This is a genomic window from Spiribacter onubensis (genome assembly GCF_040838425.1).
Taxonomy (GTDB): domain Bacteria; phylum Pseudomonadota; class Gammaproteobacteria; order Nitrococcales; family Nitrococcaceae; genus Spiribacter; species Spiribacter onubensis.
In genome coordinates, this window is the sequence record NZ_JBAKFI010000001.1 from 19,780 (window position 1) to 37,249 (window position 17,470).

Genomic DNA, 17,470 nt, shown 5'->3' on the forward strand with positions numbered 1-17,470 from the left:
GTCAATGTGACGGTCAGATTGTCGGAGAATACGCTCTCGTGCCTGCCAGGGGATGTCGCACGGCCGGGCTATGATCGCCAGGAGCTGTCGGCGGGGATATTCCATTTCGGCATGGGTAACTTCCATCGGGCTCATCTGGCGGCCTATCTCGATGAGCTGATGAACCGCGGCCTGGCGCTCGATTGGGGGATCGTCGGCGGTGGCGTCCGCCCCGAGGAGAGGGCCGGACGGGCCGTGCTGGCCGATCAGCAGTGGCTGAGCACCTTGGTGGAGCAGTCCGCCACCGTCAGCCGGGCGCGGGTGATCGGCTCCATGCTCGACTTTGTGCCACCCGGGGAGGGGGCAGCGATCATTGAGCGATTGAGCCGCCCGGATATCCGGATCGTCTCCCTGACCATCACCGAGGGAGGCTACTTCCTGGATGCCGATGACCGGTTCGATGCGAGCCACCCGGACCTGCTGGCGGATGCCGAGGCGCCCGAATCACCGCGCACGGTCTTCGGGCTGATTCTGGCCGCCCTGCGGGTCCGCCGGGATGCCGGGACAGCGCCGTTCACCGTCATGTCCTGCGACAATATCCCGCATAATGGCGATGTCACCCGCGGCACGCTGACGGGCCTCGCCCGGCTCCAGGACCCCGCTTTCGCCGAATGGGTTGCGGGTAACGTCGCCTTCCCCAACGGCATGGTGGACCGGATCACACCAGCCACTACCGACCGCGAGCGACGCCTGCTGGCCGACGAGTTCGGGGTGACGGATGGCTGGCCGGTATTCTGCGAAGACTTCCGGCAGTGGGTGCTCGAGGACCGGTTCCCGCTGGGCCGGCCACCGCTGGAGCAGGTGGGTGTCCAGTTCGTCGAGGATGTCTCGCCCTTCGAGACGATGAAGCTGCGGATCCTCAACGCCGGGCACGCCACGATCGCCTACCCGGCGGGCCTGCTCGGCATCGAATACGTGCATGAGGCCATGGCCGACGAGCGGGTCGGCGCATTCCTCGAGCGCCTGGAGCAGACCGAGATCATCCCCCGCGTGCCCGCGGTTCCGGGCATTGCGCTCGACGTCTACTTCAGTGAAATCAGAAGGCGATTCGCCAATCCGAAGATCGGTGACACCATCCGTCGTCTCTGTCTGGATGGGTCGAACCGCCAGCCGAAATTCATCGTGCCAATCATCCGCGATGCCATTGCCGACGGTGGCAGCCTCGAGGGCCTGGCACTCGAGTCCGCGCTGTGGTGCCGCTACTGCGCCGGAGAAACAGACGCGGGTGCGCCCATTGAGCCCAACGATCCGCACTGGGAAACGCTCCGTCCGATCGCGGCGGCGGCGAGGACGGAGCCGGCCCGATGGCTCGCGCAGACAAGCATCTATGGCGGTATCGGGGACGATGCACGCTTCGCCGAGGCCTTCGCCGGATGGCTTGACAAGCTCTGGCGTCGGGGAACGGCGGCCACGCTGGAGGCCTACCTGCAATGAGCGCCAACGCGCCGCTGGTGATTTTCGACTGCGACGGGGTCCTCGTGGACAGCGAGCCGCTCTCGCTCGCCGTCACCCAGGAAGTCCTGGGCGAGCTCGGATGTGATCTCTCCGAGGCGGACGGCTACCGGTATCTGCTCGGCCGCTCCCTCGGCCATGTCGTCGACTGGCTCAGGGAGGCGCGGGGACTTGCGCTTGAACCATCACACCGCGCGGCTATCCATCAGCGGCTGATGGACAGGCTGGCCTCGGATCTCCAGGGAATTCCCCATATCGCCGGGGTCGTCGGGGCACTGGAAGGCCCGGTCTGCGTTGCCTCCTCCAGTGCGCTGGATCGGGTTCGCCACTCGCTGGAGGTCACCGGGCTGCTGCCCCTGTTTGAACCGAATCTATTCACCGCCTCCATGGTCGCCCGGGGCAAGCCCGAACCGGATCTCTTTCTTTATGCCGCGCGGGAAATGGGGTGTCATCCCGAGCACTGTATCGTGGTCGAGGACAGTCCGGCTGGGCTGGATGCCGCACATGCTGCGGGCATGCGGGTGATCGCCTTTGTCGGTGGATCCCACGCGCGGCCGGCCGGCCTGCACGCCGCGGTTGCAAATCATGCGCCGATGGCCATTATTTCGGATATGAGAGAACTGCCCGCCGTCCTTTCCGCCACCGCGTGAGCACCGTCAGGCCATCACGCCTCGTCTGCGCCGTGGATGTGGGTACCCGCAGCGCGCGCGCCGGTGTCGTCCAGGCGGACGGTTGTGAACTGGCCAGAGAGATCTGCGCATTTCCACTGCTCGAAGGCCCGGCTCAGCACCGCACCTACCGGTTCAGCGATATCCGCATCGCTGTGCGCCAGGCGGTCTCAGCGGCTGTCGACAGCGCTGGTGTCGAGCCTGCGGCCATATCGGGGCTTGCCCTGTCGGCGACCTGCTCGCTGGTGCTCAGGGATGCCGCCGGTGAGCCGCTCTCGACCGATCCCGGCGAGGGTGATGTCGTCGCGTGGTGCGATCATCGCGCGGCCGACGAGGCTCGGGACTGCAGCCAATCGCCCCATGCGCTGGTGGATCGGAACGGCGGATTCATCTCGCCGGAGATGCAGACGCCGAAACTGCTGTGGATCAAACGTCATCGGCCAGTTCACTGGCAGCGGCTCGGTCAGGCGCTGGATCTGTCGGACGCCCTGGCGATGGATGTCACGGGTGTCCCGGTACGCTCGCTCTGCAGCATGGTCGCGAAATGGCCGTATGACGGGCGCTCCGGCTGGCTGGTTGATTATCTCCGGACAATCGGTCTTGAAGATCTGCCGGAGCGTGTGGGATTCAGCATCCCCATCCGTCTGCCGGGTACGGTTGCAGGCCCGCTGTCCGGATCGGCGGCCGATGCCATGAGCCTGAGCGCCGGCATTCCGGTGGCCGTCGGTCTGGTTGATGCATTCGCCGGCGCACTGGGCGCCACCGGTATGACCTCGCCCAACGCCGCGGGAAATCGTCTGAATCTCATCACCGGAACCTCCAACGTCATCATGTCGGTCGGTTCAACCCGCGCGGGCGCTTCGGGATTCTGGGGGCCTTATCGCGATGTCATCATGCCCGGCGCGTGGGTCAGCGAGGCCGGTCAGAGTGCAGCGGGGGCATTGCTCGACCATCTGCTCGAACTCTGGTCGCCGGGCGGTGAGCGGGGTGGACCTTCGCATGCCGAGGTGCTGGACCGGATCGATCAGCTTTACGCGTCCGAGGGACCTCATCTGGCCGGGGATATACACCTGCTGCCCGATTTTGCCGGTAACCGGGCTCCGTTCGGCGACCCGAGCGCGCGTGGCCTGATCACGGGACTGCCGCTGGAGCGCGGGATGGATGCCCTGTGCCGGGTCTACTGGCGTGGTGCGGTGTCGCTGGCGCTGGGGATTCGACAGCTGCTTGAGCATGGCGGGATGCCCTGGGACGGGGATGAGCTTGCGATGCTTGGCGGCTTCTCCCGCACGCGCCTGCTGATTCAGCTGTTTGCGGATGTGACCGGTCGGCGCATGGTATGCGGCGAGGCTGGCGACCGTGTCATTGACGGGACGGCCGCTCTGGCCCTCAAGGCTGCGGGTGACAATCGCGATCTCGCGTCGATTGCCGCCGCGCTGATTGATCGCACCGCCGCCTTCGAGCCGGTCCCCGACGCCTCGCGCCTTTTCGATCGGGACTATAAGATTTTCAATACCCTGCAGAAACAAAGATATGCTATCGATCAGGTTGGCTGAGCGGTGCGAGCGCATCGTAGAGTGCCCGGTAGCGGGTCAGCCGGTCCGCGATCAGGGCATCTTCCTCGCCGGGCTCCAGCCAGAGTGTGACGTCGGGGCTCCGGGCCAGTTCCGTCTGATCCATTGCGCCAGCCCCGACGGCGGCGAGTAGCGCGGCGCCAAGCGCCGGACCTGCCTCGGCACCGTCGCTGCGCCCGATCCGCCTTCCGGTGCAATCCGCAATGAGCTGCAGCAGCGCCTCGCTGCGGGTGCCGCCACCCACGGCGAGCAGGTGCGGGGCCGCGTCCAGGCTCTCGCCGAAGCTCTCCGCGGCGTCCGCGAAGGTGAAGGCGATGGCCTCCATGACGGCATAGGCCGTTTCTGCCCGACGCGTGGCATCCTCCAGGCCGAAGAACGCCCCGCGGATGTAGGGATCGGCGTGAGGGCTGCGCTCGCCGGTCAGATAGGGCAGGAAGATCGGGGCTCGTGCTCTGTCGGCCTCCGCCGCCGAAGCCACCAGTTCGGCCACCGGGCAGCCCAGTATCTCCGCATGCCATGCGAGCGGCCGGGCCCCGTTCAGCATACAGGCCATCTGATAATGCGTGTCGGGGAGTGTATGGGCGAAAGCGTGTACCATCCGCGCCGGGTTGGGCCGGTATCCGTCTGTACAGAGGAACAGCTGCCCGGACGTGCCCAGCGAGACGAAGCCACGGCCCGGCCGGGTGGCGCCGATCGAGACCGCGCCGGTCGCCGCATCACCGCCACCCGCGAAAACCGACAGACCCGCCGGGAGACCGCAGGCCTTAGCTGCCTCACTCCGTAGTCCGCCGACCCTGGCGGTACCGGGGTGAATGGACGGCAGCCAGGCCGGGTCGGTGGCGCTGATCTCGCACAGCTCGCGATCCCAGTCACCCCGTGCCTCATCCAGCCAGAGTGTGCCCGCTGCATCGGAGCGGTCGGTGACAAGTTCGCCATGAAGCCATAACCCCAGGTAATCCTTTGGCAGCAGGATATGGCGGATGCGGGCATACAGCTCGGGCTCGTGCCGGGCGATCCAGAGCAGTTTCGGCGCCGTGAAGCCGGGCATGGGCGGGACACCGGCGCGCATTGCCAGGCCGGGCAGCCGTTCCTCGAGAACGCGGCATTCGGGCGCCGACCGGCTATCATTCCAGAGAATGCAGGGCCTGAGCGGTTGCCCGTGCGCATCCAGAACAGTGGCGCCGTGCATCTGCCCGGAGAGCCCGACCCCGGCGACGAGGCTGACCTCGGATCCAAGCTCATCGACGACGGCCCGACAGGCCACTGCCGCCGCATTTATCCAGTCGTCGGGGGACTGCTCGGACCAGCCTGGCCGGCATGACTGAATGCTCAGCTCGGCACTGGCCTGGGCAATCACCGAATGATTCCGCGCCGCGACTGCCTTGACCGCCGAGCTGCCGAGATCGAGTCCGAGGAAAATCGGCTGGGTATCGTTCACGGTGGTACCTCTTCGGCGGTTTTTCTTTTGCAATGATACCGCGATAACGGGTACCGGCGGTGTGATCCAGCGTGGAGCGGATAGACCGTGAGAGTTGAACGGCTAACGAACCTGAAACGCGATAAGGAGCTAGGGCAAACCGCGTGCCGGTAAAGACCACAGAGCATGGAAAGCCGTCAGCCTTTATCATCGACACCGATGCCTACGACCATATCGCCTTTGAGACCCGGTCGAGTGAGACCTTCGCGATTCATTGGTGCGCCCGACGATTGCAGCTGACATGCCCTTCCTGTTAAGTGTGCAGTGCGGCATGAGCAGGAACAGGAGCCAGCATGAGCACGATGGCGCCATCAGGGGCGTTCTCGCTAGCCGGTCGCGTGGGGATCGTCACCGGGCTTGCCAATGAAAACAGCATCGCTTACGGCTGCGCCCGGGCGCTCTCCGCGCTGGGGGCGGAGTGCCTGGTGACCTATGCCAGCCCGAAGGCGGAACGGTTCGTTCGACCGCTTGCCGAGGCGATGGGCGGACCGGAGTATCAGCTTTGTGATGTGCAGGATCCCGACTCGGTCGCTGCGCTGTTTCGGCGGGCCGAGGAGCATTGGGGGCGGCTCGACTTCGTTATCCATTCCATTGCCTTCGCGCCGCTGGAGGACCTGCATGGTCGGCTCACGGATTCATCGGCGGCCGGGTTCGCCCAGGCCATGGATGTCTCCTGCCATTCCTTCATCCGCATGGCCCGCCTCGCCGAACCGCTGATGCGCGACGGCGGCAGCCTGCTGGGCATGACCTATCACGGCGCCGATCAGGCGGTGGCCAACTATGGCCTGATGGGGCCGGTAAAAGCCGCACTGGAATCATCCACCCGTTATCTCGCCACGGAGCTGGGGCCGGAGGGAATCCGCGTCAACGCCATCTCACCCGGCCCGATCCGGACCCGGGCGGCCTCCGGACTGAAGGACTTCGAGGCACTTGCCACCGATGGCGAGACGCGCTCGCCGCTGAGACGGCTGGCCTCGGTGGATGATATCGGCAACACGGCGGCCTGGTTGATTTCCGATGCCGGCTCAGCAGTGACTGGCGGAATCCACTATGTGGACGCCGGCCATCACATTCAGTTCTGATCAAGGAGGACACGATGGGGGCCCTTGGCCAGACCACCACGATCGAGAACCGGACCTACGAGGAAATGGCGGTGGGCGACTCGGCGACGCTCGAGAAACGTCTCACCATGGACGATATCAAGCTGTTCGCGGTCATGTCGGGCGACGTCAACCCGGCCCATGTAGACGAGGAGTTTGCGCGGAGCAGCCGTTTTCATGAGCTCATTGCCCATGGCATGTGGGGTGGCGCGCTGATCTCAACGGTGCTGGGTACCCAATTGCCCGGGCCGGGGACGATCTACCTCGAACAGACGCTGCGATTCCGCGCGCCGGTGACGCTCGGGGATAAGGTGCGTGTCACGGTCACGGTTCGCGAGAAGCTGGATGAAAAGCGCCATGTCGTTTTTGGCTGCGAGTGCCGGAACCAGGATGATGCGCTGGTCCTGGATGGCGAGGCGCGGGTGCTGGCCCCCTCGGAGCGGATCAATCGTCCGCGGGCGGTCATGCCCTCGGTCCGGCTTGCCGAGCGCGGCCGTCTCTCAGAGATGCTGGCCGGAGCCGACTACGACGAGCCGGTGACAGCGGCGGTGGTGCACCCGGTGGATATCGAGAGCATGCGGGCGCTGTCCGTGGCGGCGGGTGAGGGTGTCATCCGTCCGGTGCTGGTTGGTCCGGCGGCTCGGATTGATGCCGCCGCCGAGGACGCTGGCGTGGACATCGCTGCCTTCGATCGGGTCGATACCCGCCACAGCCATGCGGCCGCCGAGGTGGCGGTGGGGATGGCGGCCGCCGGTGACGTGGCGACCATCATCAAGGGCGGATTGCCGATGGATGAGCTCTTGAGCGCTCTGGTCAGGCCGGATAACGGGCTTGCAACGGAGCGCACACCCAGTCAGGTCATGGCGTTTGATGTCCCCACGTATCCGCGGCCGCTGCTGATCTCCGACCCACAGGTCAATATCCATCCAGCGCTCTTCGAGAAGCGCGATATCGTGCGCAACGCGGTATCACTGGCCCATGCCCTCGGGATCAGCGAACCGCGGGTCGCCATGCTCTCGTCATCGGAGGCCATCGAACCCAAGTTGACTTCGACCCTGGATGCCGCGGCGATCTGCAAGATGGCCGACCGCGGGCAGGTTTCCGGGGCGGTCGTCGATGGCCCGATGGCGTTTGATACCGCCATTTCCGAGGCAACCGCAAGAGGTCGCGGTGTGGCTTCCCCGGTCGCGGGCCGCGCGGACGTGCTGGTTGCCCCCGACCTGGAAGCCGCCAGCATGCTGGTCAAGCAGCTGAGTCACCTTGCCGACGCGCGGGGTGCCGGGCTCCTCCTCGGGCTGAGGGTTCCCGTGGTGATGAGCAATCGCGATGACGACCTGGGAAGCCGTCTGACCGGTATCGGTCTGGCAAGGCAGTACCTCGATCATGTCGGCTATACCCTCCGCGGGGCCGTCGATGCGGTCGTTTAGGCTCCCTCAGTGGTGGAGGGTCTTCTGCCGATTCGCCTCATCGACGAATACCAGGGTGGGCTGCCAGTCAGCGGTGGCCACGGCATCGATCCAGGCGTAGGCGGCGATGATCACCTTGTCACCGGGGCTGGCAAGGTGCGCCGCGGCGCCGTTGATGGTGATGTCACCGCCGTCGCGTCGACCCTCGATGATGTAGGTCTCGAAGCGATGGCCGTTGGTGATGTTGTAGACGTGGACCTGCTGGAACGCGACCAGTCCCGAGGCGTCCAGCAGGGCCCGGTCGATGGTGATACTGCCTTCGTAATCCAGGTTCGCGTCCGTGACCGTGGCGCGGTGGATCTTGGCCTGCAACATGGAAATCTTCATCGCGTCAATCCGTGACCTCGTCGCCTGTTCGTGGCCCAATGGTAGAGCAACCGCGACACCATATTGAAATCACCGGAGATGGTCATCCATGACGTTCAGTACCGAGCATTATCCCGGCGTGACCGAGGCGCCAGCGCCGCAGACCGAGGGATTCACGCTCAATCACAGCATGATGCGCATCAAGGAGCCAGCGCGCTCACTCGCCTTCTACACGGGTGTGCTGGGCATGCGCGTCCTGCGGCGCCTTGACTTCGAGGCGCTCGGCTTCTCGCTCTACTTCCTCAACACCCCGGCCGGCACGGAGACACCGCCGGAGGAGGCCGGCGAACGGACGGCCTGGACGTTCTCGCAGCGGGGACTGCTGGAGCTCACGCACAACTGGGGCAGCGAGGACGATCCCGACCTGCAGTATCATGATGGCAACACCGACCCGCAGGGTTTCGGTCATATCTGCATCGCCGTGCCGGATCTCGATGCCGCCGTGCAGTGGTTCGACGACAACGGCGTTGAGTTCGTCAAGCGGCCTGAGCAGGGCAGGCTCCCGGATGTCGCTTTCATCCGGGATCCGGATGGCTACTGGATCGAGATCGTCGAGCCGGCCCGCCTCAAGCAATTGGGAGATGCCCTGTGAGCGAAGATATCTACGCCGGGCTGTCGCAGCTCGGCAGCCAGACCGCTATTCCGGCATCGCCGGAAGAGGCGGTCCTGGAGCGAGTGCCCAATCCCCAGTCGGATGTCCGTTACGTCGCCCGGTTCACCGCCCCGGAGTTCACTTCGCTCTGCCCGATGACCGGTCAGCCGGATTTCGCTCACCTGGTGATCGACTATATCCCCGGCCATTGGCTGGTGGAGAGCAAGTCGCTCAAGCTTTTCCTGTTCTCGTTCCGCAACCACGGGGCGTTCCACGAGGACTGCACGGTGACCATTGCCCGGCGCCTCGCGGACCTGCTCGAGCCGGTCTGGCTGCGGATCGGGGGGTACTGGTACCCACGCGGCGGCATCCCCATTGACGTGTTCTATCAGACCGGAGAGCCGCCGGCGGATGTCTGGATCCCCGAGCAGGGCGTGTCGTCCTATCGCGGGCGAGGCTAGAGCATGTCCTTGGGATAGAGCATGTGTACTCCCTTGTTGCCGTCCACGACCTGTGTGATACGGAGATCGCCAAGCATGCTGCACATCATGTAGGCCTGATTGCGGTCGAGGCGGCTGCGGGCGGTGATCAGGCGGACCATCTGGCGGACGGCCTGCTCAGCGGCGCGGTCCAGGCTCGGGTGCAGTCCCATGCTGATCAGATGCGCGTCTGACTCGGCGAACGGTCCGGCTTCGTCAATGTCCCGGCGGACGGTGAGTCGGAATCGCCCCTGCAACGCCGTCTCCAGGGCATCGATGCAGACCTCTCCGTCCCCCTGTCGGCCATGGCCATCGCCGGCGGAGAACAGGGCTCCGTCATTGAAAACCGGCAGATAGAGGGTGGTACCAGCGGTCAACGCACGGTTGTCGATATTGCCGCCGAAGGCCCAGGGGACCGGTGAGCCCAGACGGCCCCACTCCGGTGGCGGCGCCACTGCCATGATGCCGAAGAACGGATCGAGCGCGAACGACTGTCCCCAGGGGAGGGTGGCGATGCCGCTGTCGCGGTCGATGTCGATGAGGATCTGCTGATAGTCGGTGAACTCCTCGGGAAGAATGCCCTTGAGCGGCAGGATCTCGCAGAAGCCCCAGTCCTGGCGTGGCCTGGCGGAGAGGATGTCCACCTGGAGGAAATCGCCGGGACGGGCCCCTTCCACGTGAACCGGGCCGGTGAGGTGATGGACGCCCTCACCACGCTCCTTGCGCTGCGCTTCCAGCACGGCGCGATGATCCGGCAGCATCCGGCCCGCATCGTCGGGCAGGTTGCAGGGCTCTCCGGAGATGGTATCGATGACGATCTCATCGCCTGAGGCGACATGCATGACCGGTTCGCGGGCGGCGTCCAGATAGCCCCAGGCGACGGTCTCGGGCGTGGCGTGCAGGTGATGCGGGGTCGGCATAGCCGGAGGCTCCATGGGTTATTGCAGATACTTGTAGACAGTGGTCCGGGAAAGCCCCAGACGACGTGCGGCCTCGGCGACGTTGCCCTCACACTGATCGACCATCAACCGGATGGTCTGACCGTGGACATCGCGCCACTTGAGTCCATTGTCGGTGAGCTTGAGCAGGACCTCGGCGATACGGTCCGCCGAGACCGGGGCGTCGGGTGTACCACCGATATCCGGGAAGTCCGCGGCCGTGAGCCGGAAACCCGATGTCTTGACCGCGGCTCGCGTCAGCCGGGTTCTGAGCTCATGGAGGTTGCCGGGCCAGTCATGCGCCCGCAGGCGGTCGATTCCGGCGCTGTCGATGGTGAGGCCGGGCCGGATCTCAGCGAGAAAGTGATCCGTGAGTTCAATCAGGTCATCGCGGTCCCGCAGTGGCGGGATGACGACCACGAAACCGGCCAGCCGGTAGGCGAGTTCGGGCCGTATCCGCCCCTGGTCAATGAGATGCTGCGCCGATGCGGTACTTGCGCTGATGATCAGCGTGTCACCGTCCAGGCGCTCGAGCAGGCGCAGGAGGGCCTCCTGATCGGCCATCGAGAGGTCGTTGACGGCATCCAGATAGAGCGTGCCGCCACGGACCTGACTCTCAATCTCCGGGCCGATCCCATCACCCGGCTGCAGTGAAACCCAGGGGCCTTCGCGTCCGCTGCTCGCGTGAATGAATGTGGCCAGCGCTGTCTTGCCGGTGCCGGTCTCGCCCTCCAGACAGATGGGCATCCCGCTATGGGCGGCCTGTGGCAGCCCGGTTGCCCGTTCTGCGAGGGTGGGATCCTCCAGGACCAACGCCGGTTGTGTGCCCGCGCTCGGTCCGCCGCCGTCGAGGCTGATCTCGGCGCTCGGCGCGGAAAGTGCCGATAGCGCGAAACTTGCGCGGTTCGGTAGGCAGCGCATGGAGGCCGCGGACCCGAAGCGGTCGCGGACGCGAATCGTCTCGCCGCGCCCAAGCCGGCCTGCCAGGCTCTCCAGCCCTTCCTCGAACACCGCGGAGAAGGGTTTGCCGATCAGCTCGCTCAGACCGGCGAGGAAGATACCGCCGCGCCGGTTGAATGCCGCGATGCGATGATCGCCATCGAGTACGAGGACGCCGACGCTGAGCGTATCGAGATATTCCGGACGCGGATGGAACAGCAGGACGAGCTGGTCCTCGAAGCGGGATCGGATCAGGCAGTTCTCAATATTGCCGGCGGACATCTGAAGCAGCGCCGCGGTGTGCTCCTGGCGGTGCGCGGCGGTCGTGGAGGCGTCAAGCAGGCCGGCGATCGCCCCGTGGCCATCGAAGATCGGGGCGCAGATGCAGGATACGCCGGCATTGGCGCGCAGGTAGTGCTCCTGCCCGTAGACATGGGCCGGGCGGCCGGTCTTGAGGGCGATGCCGAGGGCATTCGTGCCGCGTACCGATTCGGTCCACGTGGAACCGGGCACCACGGTGTGCGCCGCTGCGTTGTCGGCGAACTGCTGGTCGACCAGCGTCTGCAGGATCAGCCCATCCGGGCTGCCCAGCGCGATCATGAAGTTGGAACCCGCGATCTGGTCATAGAGCAGCTCGATCTCCGGCCGGGCATAACGGATCAGCTGCTCGTGGGCGTCGCAGGCATCCCGCAGTGAACCCGAATCGAGGTTCGGCATGCGGACTTTGCCAAGCGGATCAAGCCCGAGATCGACACAACGCTGCCAGCTGTCGGCGATATCCGGCGGCAGGGAGCTGCTGGAGACGCGCCCGCGGCGCTCCAGATACTGCCTCGCTCTGGAGAGTTCCTGCGTCTGTACAACCATATTTTCCTCCTCGCGCCGACCCCGATTTGTCATTCCGATAAGCGGGATGGGGTTCTGGCGTCAGACGGTTGAAGCTACCCCCCTTTATAGGGGGGATCAAGCTGAATGCATTGACCGCCCGTCGAACTGTCCAGATTGTGAACAGCACCATGTGGGTGTTCACTTTCTGTACATAAAAAATCTTTAGAATCAGGTACTTGCAATTCATCTTGGCGCTGCTGTATTGGTATAGGCGACCTACAACACAGCAGGAGGAGAGCGACTATGAGCACAGACAAACTGGCGGGCAAGCGCGCCGTCGTCACCGGGGGTTCGCGCGGCATCGGCAAGGGTATCGCGACGCTGTTCGCCGAGAATGGCGCCGACGTGGCGTTCTGCCACTACAACGATGACGCCCGGGCGAAGGAGACCGCCGCCGAAATCGAGGCCATGGGCCGCCGGGCGTTCGCCGCCGAGTGTGATGTCAGCCAGCCGGCCAACGTTCAGGCGTTCTATGCCGACGCCAAGAACGCGCTGGGTCAGATCGACATCCTGGTCAACAACGCTGGCTTCAACATCACGCAGGCGTTCGAAGACATCTCCGAGGAGGACTTCGATCGGATGTGGTCGGTCCACGTCAAGGGGACTTACTTCATGACCCAGGCGGGCTACAAGGACATGAAAGCCCGTGGCGAGGGTCGCATCATCAACGTGACCTCCCAGCTCGCCTACAAGGGCGCCCCTTCCCTGACGCACTACTGCGCCGCGAAGGGCGCGAACATGACCTTCACGCGGGCCCTGGCGCTGGAGTGTGCCGATACGGGCGTCCTCGTGAACGCGGTCGCGCCGGGGGTGACCAATACCGATCTGCTGACCCCGCTGGCTCAGGAGGTCCTCGACGGCCTCAAGGCGGCGATCCCGTTGGGTCGCTTCGGTGATGTCGAGGAGATCGCCCCCGCGGCGCTGCTGCTGGCATCCGACGATGGCAGCTTTTTCCACGGCACCTGCATTTCGCCCAATGGTGGCGAAGTCATGCTCTGATTCCGGAGCCCATAAAAATCAGGAGGAGAGAGAATCATGCGCAAGCAGACACTGTTGCGTTCCCTGCAGGTCGCTACGGCGACCTCAGCCCTCGCGCTGGCGGCCGGTATGGCCTCGGCCGAGGACTACACGCGCTTTGGCATCGAGGAAGATATCCCCGGCATGTGCAGCTATGAGTCCATCGACGCGAAGGACTACAGCGGCCGCGAGCTGACCATCATCACCCACGCTATCCCGGTGATCGGCGAGCCCACCAAGCTGCACGCCGAACAGTTCGCCGAGCTGACGGGTGCCGAGGTGGAAGTGGTCCACGTACCGTTCGGAGACCTTTTCCAGCGCATCATGATCCCGTTCCAGACCGGTCAGGATGCCTATGACGTTCTGTTCTACGCCTCGCTCTGGGTGGGTGACTTCAACCCTTATCTGGCCACGGTACCGGAGGCGTACCGCAATTCCAGCGGCATGCAGGGCCTCACCGACACCACCCGCGACGTCGGCATGTGGGGCGGCGAGATGAAGCAGTACATCATGGATGGTGACCGCCATTACCTGAAGTTCCGTGAGGACATCTTCAGCGATCCCGAGATGCAGGCGCGCTTCCTGGAGGAGACGGGCCGTGAGCTGACTGTTCCGGAGACCTGGGAGGAGTACAACGAGGTTGCCAAGGTCTTCAGCGGCTGGGACTGGGATGGTGATGGTGAACCGAACTATGGTTCGGCCGAGGTCGTCAAGCGTGACGATCTGATGTTCTCGGCTTTCATCAGCCGTGCCGCACCCTACGCCAAGCATCCGGATGTCGAGGGCGGCTTCTTCTTCGACCTGGAGACCATGGAGCCGCTGATCAACAACCCGGGCTGGGTCCGGGGCCTCGAGCTGTTCGTCGACGCCCAGGAGGCCTTCCCGCCGGGAGGTACGAATTTCGGGCTTGGTGACGAGATCTTCTCGTTCGGTGGTGGTGAGACGCTCATGAGCTACAGCTGGGATGACGCGCTCATCCAGGCGCAGCAGGAGGACAGTCCGATCCGCAACGAGGTCAACACCGCCATGCTGCCCGGTGCCCGCGAGGTCTGGAATCGCGAGACCGGCGAGTGGGATACCTTCGAGGAGCCCAATCGTGCGGCCTACATCACCTGGGGCTGGACCAGTGCGGTCTCCGAGGCCAGTCAGAACAAGGACATGGCCTTTGACTATCTGTGCTTCTTCGCCAACGAGGCCAACACCAAGCATGACCTGCAGATTGGCCGCTTTGGCGTGAACCCCTATCGGGCCGACCACTTCGATTCCGAATTCTGGGCCGGCGAGCTTGGCTGGGATCCGGACATGGCGGCGCAGTATGTCGAGACGCTGCAGAGCATCGACGGCTATGACAACCGTGTGTTCGATCTGCGTGTGCCCGGCGTCGGTCAGTTCATGACCTCGCTCGCCGCGGGTGTCGCCGAGGCGGTGGCCGGTCAGTCGACGCCGCAGGAGGCACTGGACGGCGTTGCCGAGGAGTGGACGCAGATCGTCGAGCGGATTGGTCCCGACCGGGTCCGCGAGGCATACGCCAATGTCGTGGAGCTGGAGGACGCCCGCTAGGCGTCGTGGTGATCGGGCCGGATCGCATGCGCGGTCCGGCCCTTTTCCCGGCGCGGTCTGACGGGTTCGCATTGCGGAGCGGGGCGCATGTATCGACAAAAACACTTATTCCTGCTGCCTGGTCTCCTGGTGCTGGTGGCAATCATCATCTTTCCGCTGCTGTTCACCATCCGGGTGAGTTTCTCCAGCTGGGATGTCTTCCAGCCCGGCCTGGACTGGATCGGCGGAGAGAACTACGGCCGACTGCTCGAGGACGCCCGCTACTGGGGGGCGCTGGGTCGACTGCTGGTCATGGCCGTGGGCACTGTGCTGATTCAGTATGTGCTTGGCTTTGCGCTGGCCCTGCTGGTCTGGGGTGATCTTCGGGCGCGACGGTTCTTCCGGGTGCTCTTTCTGGTGCCGATGATGACCACGCCGGTCGTGATGTCGGTCATCTGGCGAACGGTCTTCCATGAGAGCATTGGGCCGTTGAACGGCATACTCCAGGCTTTGGGACTGCACGGCCTGCCATGGCTGTCCGAGCCGACGCTGGCCTTTATCAGTGTCATGATCGTGGAGATCTGGCAGTGGACGCCGTTCATGTTCCTGCTGCTGCTGGCCGGGCTGGTCTCTTTGCCGAAGGAACCCTACCTGGCGGCGAAGATTGATGGCGCCGGCCCGATCCGGACCTTCTTTGCCGTCACCTTTCCGGCGATGGCGGGGATATCCATCGCGGCCATCCTAATCCGTCTCATCGAGGCATCCAAGATCATGGAGTCGGTCTACGTGATGACCTCTGGCGGTCCGGGAACGGCAACCGAAACCTCGAGCTACTACATCTATATCCGCGGCCTGCGGGATTTCCAGCTCGGATACGCCTCGTCGCTGTCGGTGACCTACCTCGTGATCATGATCATCAGCCTGACGATCATCGCCAAGGTGCTCGTGAGGTTCTTCGTGAAGGATCGGACATGAAAACCCTATACCTTGTGATCAAGTACCTGGCGATCCTTGTCTGGTCCTGTTTCGTGGTGTTCCCCTTCCTCTGGGCGCTGACCACCTCGTTCAAGACGGCCAATGGCGTGACCGGTGGCGCGACCTGGATTCCCTGGCTCCAGTACGAGCCGAGCCTGCATGGCTGGAAAACGCTCTTTGGCGGGGCCGGCGGTACAGACATCACCGGGCCGTACATGAACAGCATCATCGTGACGGGCTCCGCGTCGCTGATCAGTATCGTGCTAGGCACGCTGGCGGCCTACGGCCTGTCGCGCTTCACCTTCAAGGCAGGATTCGTACGCAACGGCGATATCACCTTCTTTTTCATCTCCCAGCGCATCATGCCGCCCATTGTCCTGGCCATTCCGTTCTTCCTGCTGCTCCGCCAGCTGGGGCTGCTGGATACCCTTGCCGGACTGGTTCTGGTGTATATCGCGCTGCTGCTGCCGATTGCGGTCTGGGTCATGGTGGACTTCTTCAACAACGTCCCGCGGCAGCTTGACGAAATGGCCTGGCTCGACGGCTGCACGCCGATGACCACTTTCTATCGCGTCATCCTGCCCAATTCGATACCGGGGCTGATCGTGGCGGGTATGTTCTGCCTGATCTTCGGCTGGAACGACTTCTTCTTCGCGTTCACCCTCACGTTCACCAACACCCAGCTGCTACCGGTGGCGATCGTGGCCCTCAACTCCTCGGTCACGCCCTGGTGGTCGCTCTCGGCCTCCGCTCTGATTTCCGTCGCGCCGCTGATCCTGCTCGCCTTCGTGGTCGAGCGGTTCCTCTCGCGTGGCGGCCTGGCCGGTGCAGTGAGGTAGACCCATGTCGGCATTGACCCTGCAGAACCTGAATCTGAACGTTGACGACGAGATCTGGCTGGATGACATCTCGCTGCATCTCGAGCCGGGTGGGCTCTACACATTCCTGGGCCGTACCGGTGCCGGCAAGACCAGTCTGATCCGGACGATTGCCGGACTGGAGAATCTCAACGGCGGGCGCATCTGGCATGGCGATACATGCTGGAATGACCTGGCGCCCTGGCGCAGGCCCGTCGCGATGGTCTACCAGCAGTTCATCAACTACCCCCATCTATCGGTGCTCGATAACGTCGCCTTTCCGTTGCGCCGGGCGGGCGTCGGCGCCGCGGAGGCCAGGGAACGGGCCCGCGGGATGATCGACAAGGTCGGACTCTCGGCGATGGCGGGGCGTCGGCCCGGAGAACTCTCCGGCGGGCAGCAGCAGCGCGTGGCGATAGCCCGTGCACTGACCAAGGATGCCCCGGTGCTGCTGCTTGACGAGCCACTGGTCAATCTCGACTACAAGCTCCGTGAGCAGCTGCGTGAGGACCTGGTCGAGCTGCTGGCCGGCCGTCAGTCGACGATCGTCATCTATGCGAGCACCGAGCCGTCGGAGGCCCTGCAGATGAGTTCCCGGCTGCTGCTCATGGAAGAAGGCCGTGTGGTGCAGGAAGGGCTGCCGCGGGCAGTGTTCGACGCACCGGCCAGCATCGGCGCCGCACGCATCGTCAATGACCCGCCGATCAACATCCTGTCGATGACGCTGGACTCGGACGCCGCGGAGGTGGAGAGCCTCGGGTATTTCCCGCTGGAGGCGCTGTTTGGACGGGAGCGGCTTGCCGATATCGGCGAGGCGGGGCTCTCGCCGGGTCAGTATTACATCGGCCTGCGTGCCAGTGACCTTCAGCTGGCGCCCGAGGGGCGGCCGGCGGAGGTCACCCTCACCGAGGTGAGCGGCTCCGAGACCATTACCCATCTGGACATGGCGGGATGTCATCTGGTGCTGCACGAGCGCGCGGTGGTCAATCATCGGGTCGGCTCGCAGATCCACGTGCGCCCCCGGCTCTCAACGGTATTCGTATTCGATCGCAACGGGGCGCTGGCGCATGTCGCCCGTCCCTCCCGGGGCGTGGACTGAAGGCGGTAACG

General features: G+C 64.6%; 16 protein-coding genes. 12 read left to right on the forward strand and 4 right to left on the reverse strand.

All coding sequences use genetic code 11. The features are described 5' to 3' along the window. Positions 1-6: 6 nt before the first annotated feature. The 3 genes from V6X63_RS00115 to V6X63_RS00125 are packed head-to-tail and all read left to right on the forward strand — an operon-like array spanning position 7 to position 3,712. Positions 7-1,473 (forward strand): mannitol dehydrogenase family protein, encoded by a 1,467-nt coding sequence (locus V6X63_RS00115; RefSeq protein WP_367966557.1) that lies wholly within the window; start codon positions 7-9, stop codon positions 1,471-1,473. Beyond that, entirely contained in the window at positions 1,470-2,141 is a 672-nt protein-coding gene (locus tag V6X63_RS00120) for an HAD family hydrolase (protein WP_367966558.1), read from the forward strand. Before V6X63_RS00115 ends, V6X63_RS00120 begins: the two co-directional genes overlap by 4 nt. Further along, a complete protein-coding gene (locus V6X63_RS00125; RefSeq protein ID WP_367977805.1) occupies positions 2,138-3,712 on the forward strand; it encodes an FGGY-family carbohydrate kinase in 1,575 nt (524 codons plus the stop codon). The genes V6X63_RS00120 and V6X63_RS00125 overlap by 4 nt, the downstream gene beginning before the upstream one ends. On the opposite strand, the gene xylB is transcribed toward V6X63_RS00125, so the two are convergent. After that, positions 3,693-5,168, reverse strand: a complete 1,476-nt coding sequence (xylB, locus tag V6X63_RS00130) for a xylulokinase (protein ID WP_367977806.1) — start codon at positions 5,166-5,168, stop codon at positions 3,693-3,695. The two genes, V6X63_RS00125 and xylB, sit on opposite strands and share 20 nt — an antisense overlap. Positions 5,169-5,500: 332 nt before the next feature. On the opposite strand from xylB, the gene fabI reads away from it, so the two are divergent. Then, complete coding sequence (gene fabI / locus V6X63_RS00135; protein WP_367977807.1) at positions 5,501-6,289, forward strand: enoyl-ACP reductase FabI; 789 nt, start codon at positions 5,501-5,503, stop codon at positions 6,287-6,289. Between the two features lie 14 nt (positions 6,290-6,303). Then, the gene (locus V6X63_RS00140) at positions 6,304-7,734 is read left to right on the forward strand and encodes a bifunctional enoyl-CoA hydratase/phosphate acetyltransferase (RefSeq protein ID WP_367977808.1); all 1,431 of its coding nucleotides are present in this window, start codon (positions 6,304-6,306) and stop codon (positions 7,732-7,734) included. A gap of 6 nt (positions 7,735-7,740) precedes the next feature. On the opposite strand, the gene panD is transcribed toward V6X63_RS00140, so the two are convergent. After that, on the reverse strand, positions 7,741-8,100 hold the full coding sequence (gene panD, locus V6X63_RS00145; RefSeq protein ID WP_367966563.1) for an aspartate 1-decarboxylase: 360 nt from the start codon (positions 8,098-8,100) through the stop codon (positions 7,741-7,743). An 88-nt stretch (positions 8,101-8,188) separates the two neighbouring features. Between panD and gloA the strand changes: the two genes are divergently transcribed. After that, on the forward strand, positions 8,189-8,731 hold the full coding sequence (gloA, locus tag V6X63_RS00150) for a lactoylglutathione lyase (RefSeq protein ID WP_407826359.1): 543 nt from the start codon (positions 8,189-8,191) through the stop codon (positions 8,729-8,731). Then, the gene (queF, locus tag V6X63_RS00155) at positions 8,728-9,192 is read left to right on the forward strand and encodes a preQ(1) synthase (protein ID WP_367977809.1); all 465 of its coding nucleotides are present in this window, start codon (positions 8,728-8,730) and stop codon (positions 9,190-9,192) included. The genes gloA and queF overlap by 4 nt, the downstream gene beginning before the upstream one ends. Here the strand turns inward: queF and V6X63_RS00160 are convergent. Beyond that, positions 9,189-10,130 (reverse strand): acetamidase/formamidase family protein, encoded by a 942-nt coding sequence (locus V6X63_RS00160; RefSeq protein ID WP_367977810.1) that lies wholly within the window; start codon positions 10,128-10,130, stop codon positions 9,189-9,191. The two genes, queF and V6X63_RS00160, sit on opposite strands and share 4 nt — an antisense overlap. Before the next feature lie 18 nt (positions 10,131-10,148). Next, positions 10,149-11,951, reverse strand: a complete 1,803-nt coding sequence (locus V6X63_RS00165; RefSeq protein WP_367977811.1) for a sigma-54-dependent Fis family transcriptional regulator — start codon at positions 11,949-11,951, stop codon at positions 10,149-10,151. A gap of 264 nt (positions 11,952-12,215) precedes the next feature. On the opposite strand from V6X63_RS00165, the gene V6X63_RS00170 reads away from it, so the two are divergent. The 5 genes from V6X63_RS00170 (at position 12,216) to V6X63_RS00190 (ending at position 17,459) form a co-directional block, all read left to right on the forward strand. Beyond that, positions 12,216-12,971, forward strand: a complete 756-nt coding sequence (locus V6X63_RS00170) for an SDR family NAD(P)-dependent oxidoreductase (protein WP_367977812.1) — start codon at positions 12,216-12,218, stop codon at positions 12,969-12,971. Positions 12,972-13,007: 36 nt separating this feature from the next. Next, positions 13,008-14,549: an ABC transporter substrate-binding protein gene (locus V6X63_RS00175; RefSeq protein ID WP_367977813.1), complete on the forward strand. Its 1,542-nt coding sequence runs from the start codon at positions 13,008-13,010 to the stop codon at positions 14,547-14,549. A gap of 87 nt (positions 14,550-14,636) precedes the next feature. Continuing rightward, the gene (locus V6X63_RS00180) at positions 14,637-15,503 is read left to right on the forward strand and encodes a carbohydrate ABC transporter permease (protein WP_367977814.1); all 867 of its coding nucleotides are present in this window, start codon (positions 14,637-14,639) and stop codon (positions 15,501-15,503) included. Further along, positions 15,500-16,342, forward strand: coding sequence for a carbohydrate ABC transporter permease (locus V6X63_RS00185; protein ID WP_367977815.1), 843 nt, complete (start codon positions 15,500-15,502; stop codon positions 16,340-16,342). The genes V6X63_RS00180 and V6X63_RS00185 overlap by 4 nt, the downstream gene beginning before the upstream one ends. 4 nt (positions 16,343-16,346) lie before the next feature. After that, complete coding sequence (locus V6X63_RS00190; RefSeq protein ID WP_367977816.1) at positions 16,347-17,459, forward strand: ABC transporter ATP-binding protein; 1,113 nt, start codon at positions 16,347-16,349, stop codon at positions 17,457-17,459. The last annotated feature ends 11 nt before the right edge of the window (positions 17,460-17,470 follow it).

What these genes read in the sequence shown, in the direction of transcription:
- V6X63_RS00175 (WP_367977813.1), top strand. Translation starts at nt 13,008, where the DNA reads ATGCGCAAGCAGACACTGTTGCGTTCCCTGCAGGTCGCTACGGCGACC.
- V6X63_RS00165 (WP_367977811.1), bottom strand. Translation starts at nt 11,951, where the DNA reads ATGGTTGTACAGACGCAGGAACTCTCCAGAGCGAGGCAGTATCTGGAG.
- panD (WP_367966563.1), bottom strand. Translation starts at nt 8,100, where the DNA reads ATGAAGATTTCCATGTTGCAGGCCAAGATCCACCGCGCCACGGTCACG.
- V6X63_RS00190 (WP_367977816.1), top strand. Translation starts at nt 16,347, where the DNA reads ATGTCGGCATTGACCCTGCAGAACCTGAATCTGAACGTTGACGACGAG.
- fabI (WP_367977807.1), top strand. Translation starts at nt 5,501, where the DNA reads ATGAGCACGATGGCGCCATCAGGGGCGTTCTCGCTAGCCGGTCGCGTG.
- gloA (WP_407826359.1), top strand. Translation starts at nt 8,189, where the DNA reads ATGACGTTCAGTACCGAGCATTATCCCGGCGTGACCGAGGCGCCAGCG.
- V6X63_RS00180 (WP_367977814.1), top strand. Translation starts at nt 14,637, where the DNA reads ATGTATCGACAAAAACACTTATTCCTGCTGCCTGGTCTCCTGGTGCTG.
- V6X63_RS00120 (WP_367966558.1), top strand. Translation starts at nt 1,470, where the DNA reads ATGAGCGCCAACGCGCCGCTGGTGATTTTCGACTGCGACGGGGTCCTC.
- V6X63_RS00185 (WP_367977815.1), top strand. Translation starts at nt 15,500, where the DNA reads ATGAAAACCCTATACCTTGTGATCAAGTACCTGGCGATCCTTGTCTGG.
- V6X63_RS00140 (WP_367977808.1), top strand. Translation starts at nt 6,304, where the DNA reads ATGGGGGCCCTTGGCCAGACCACCACGATCGAGAACCGGACCTACGAG.
- V6X63_RS00170 (WP_367977812.1), top strand. Translation starts at nt 12,216, where the DNA reads ATGAGCACAGACAAACTGGCGGGCAAGCGCGCCGTCGTCACCGGGGGT.
- V6X63_RS00160 (WP_367977810.1), bottom strand. Translation starts at nt 10,130, where the DNA reads ATGCCGACCCCGCATCACCTGCACGCCACGCCCGAGACCGTCGCCTGG.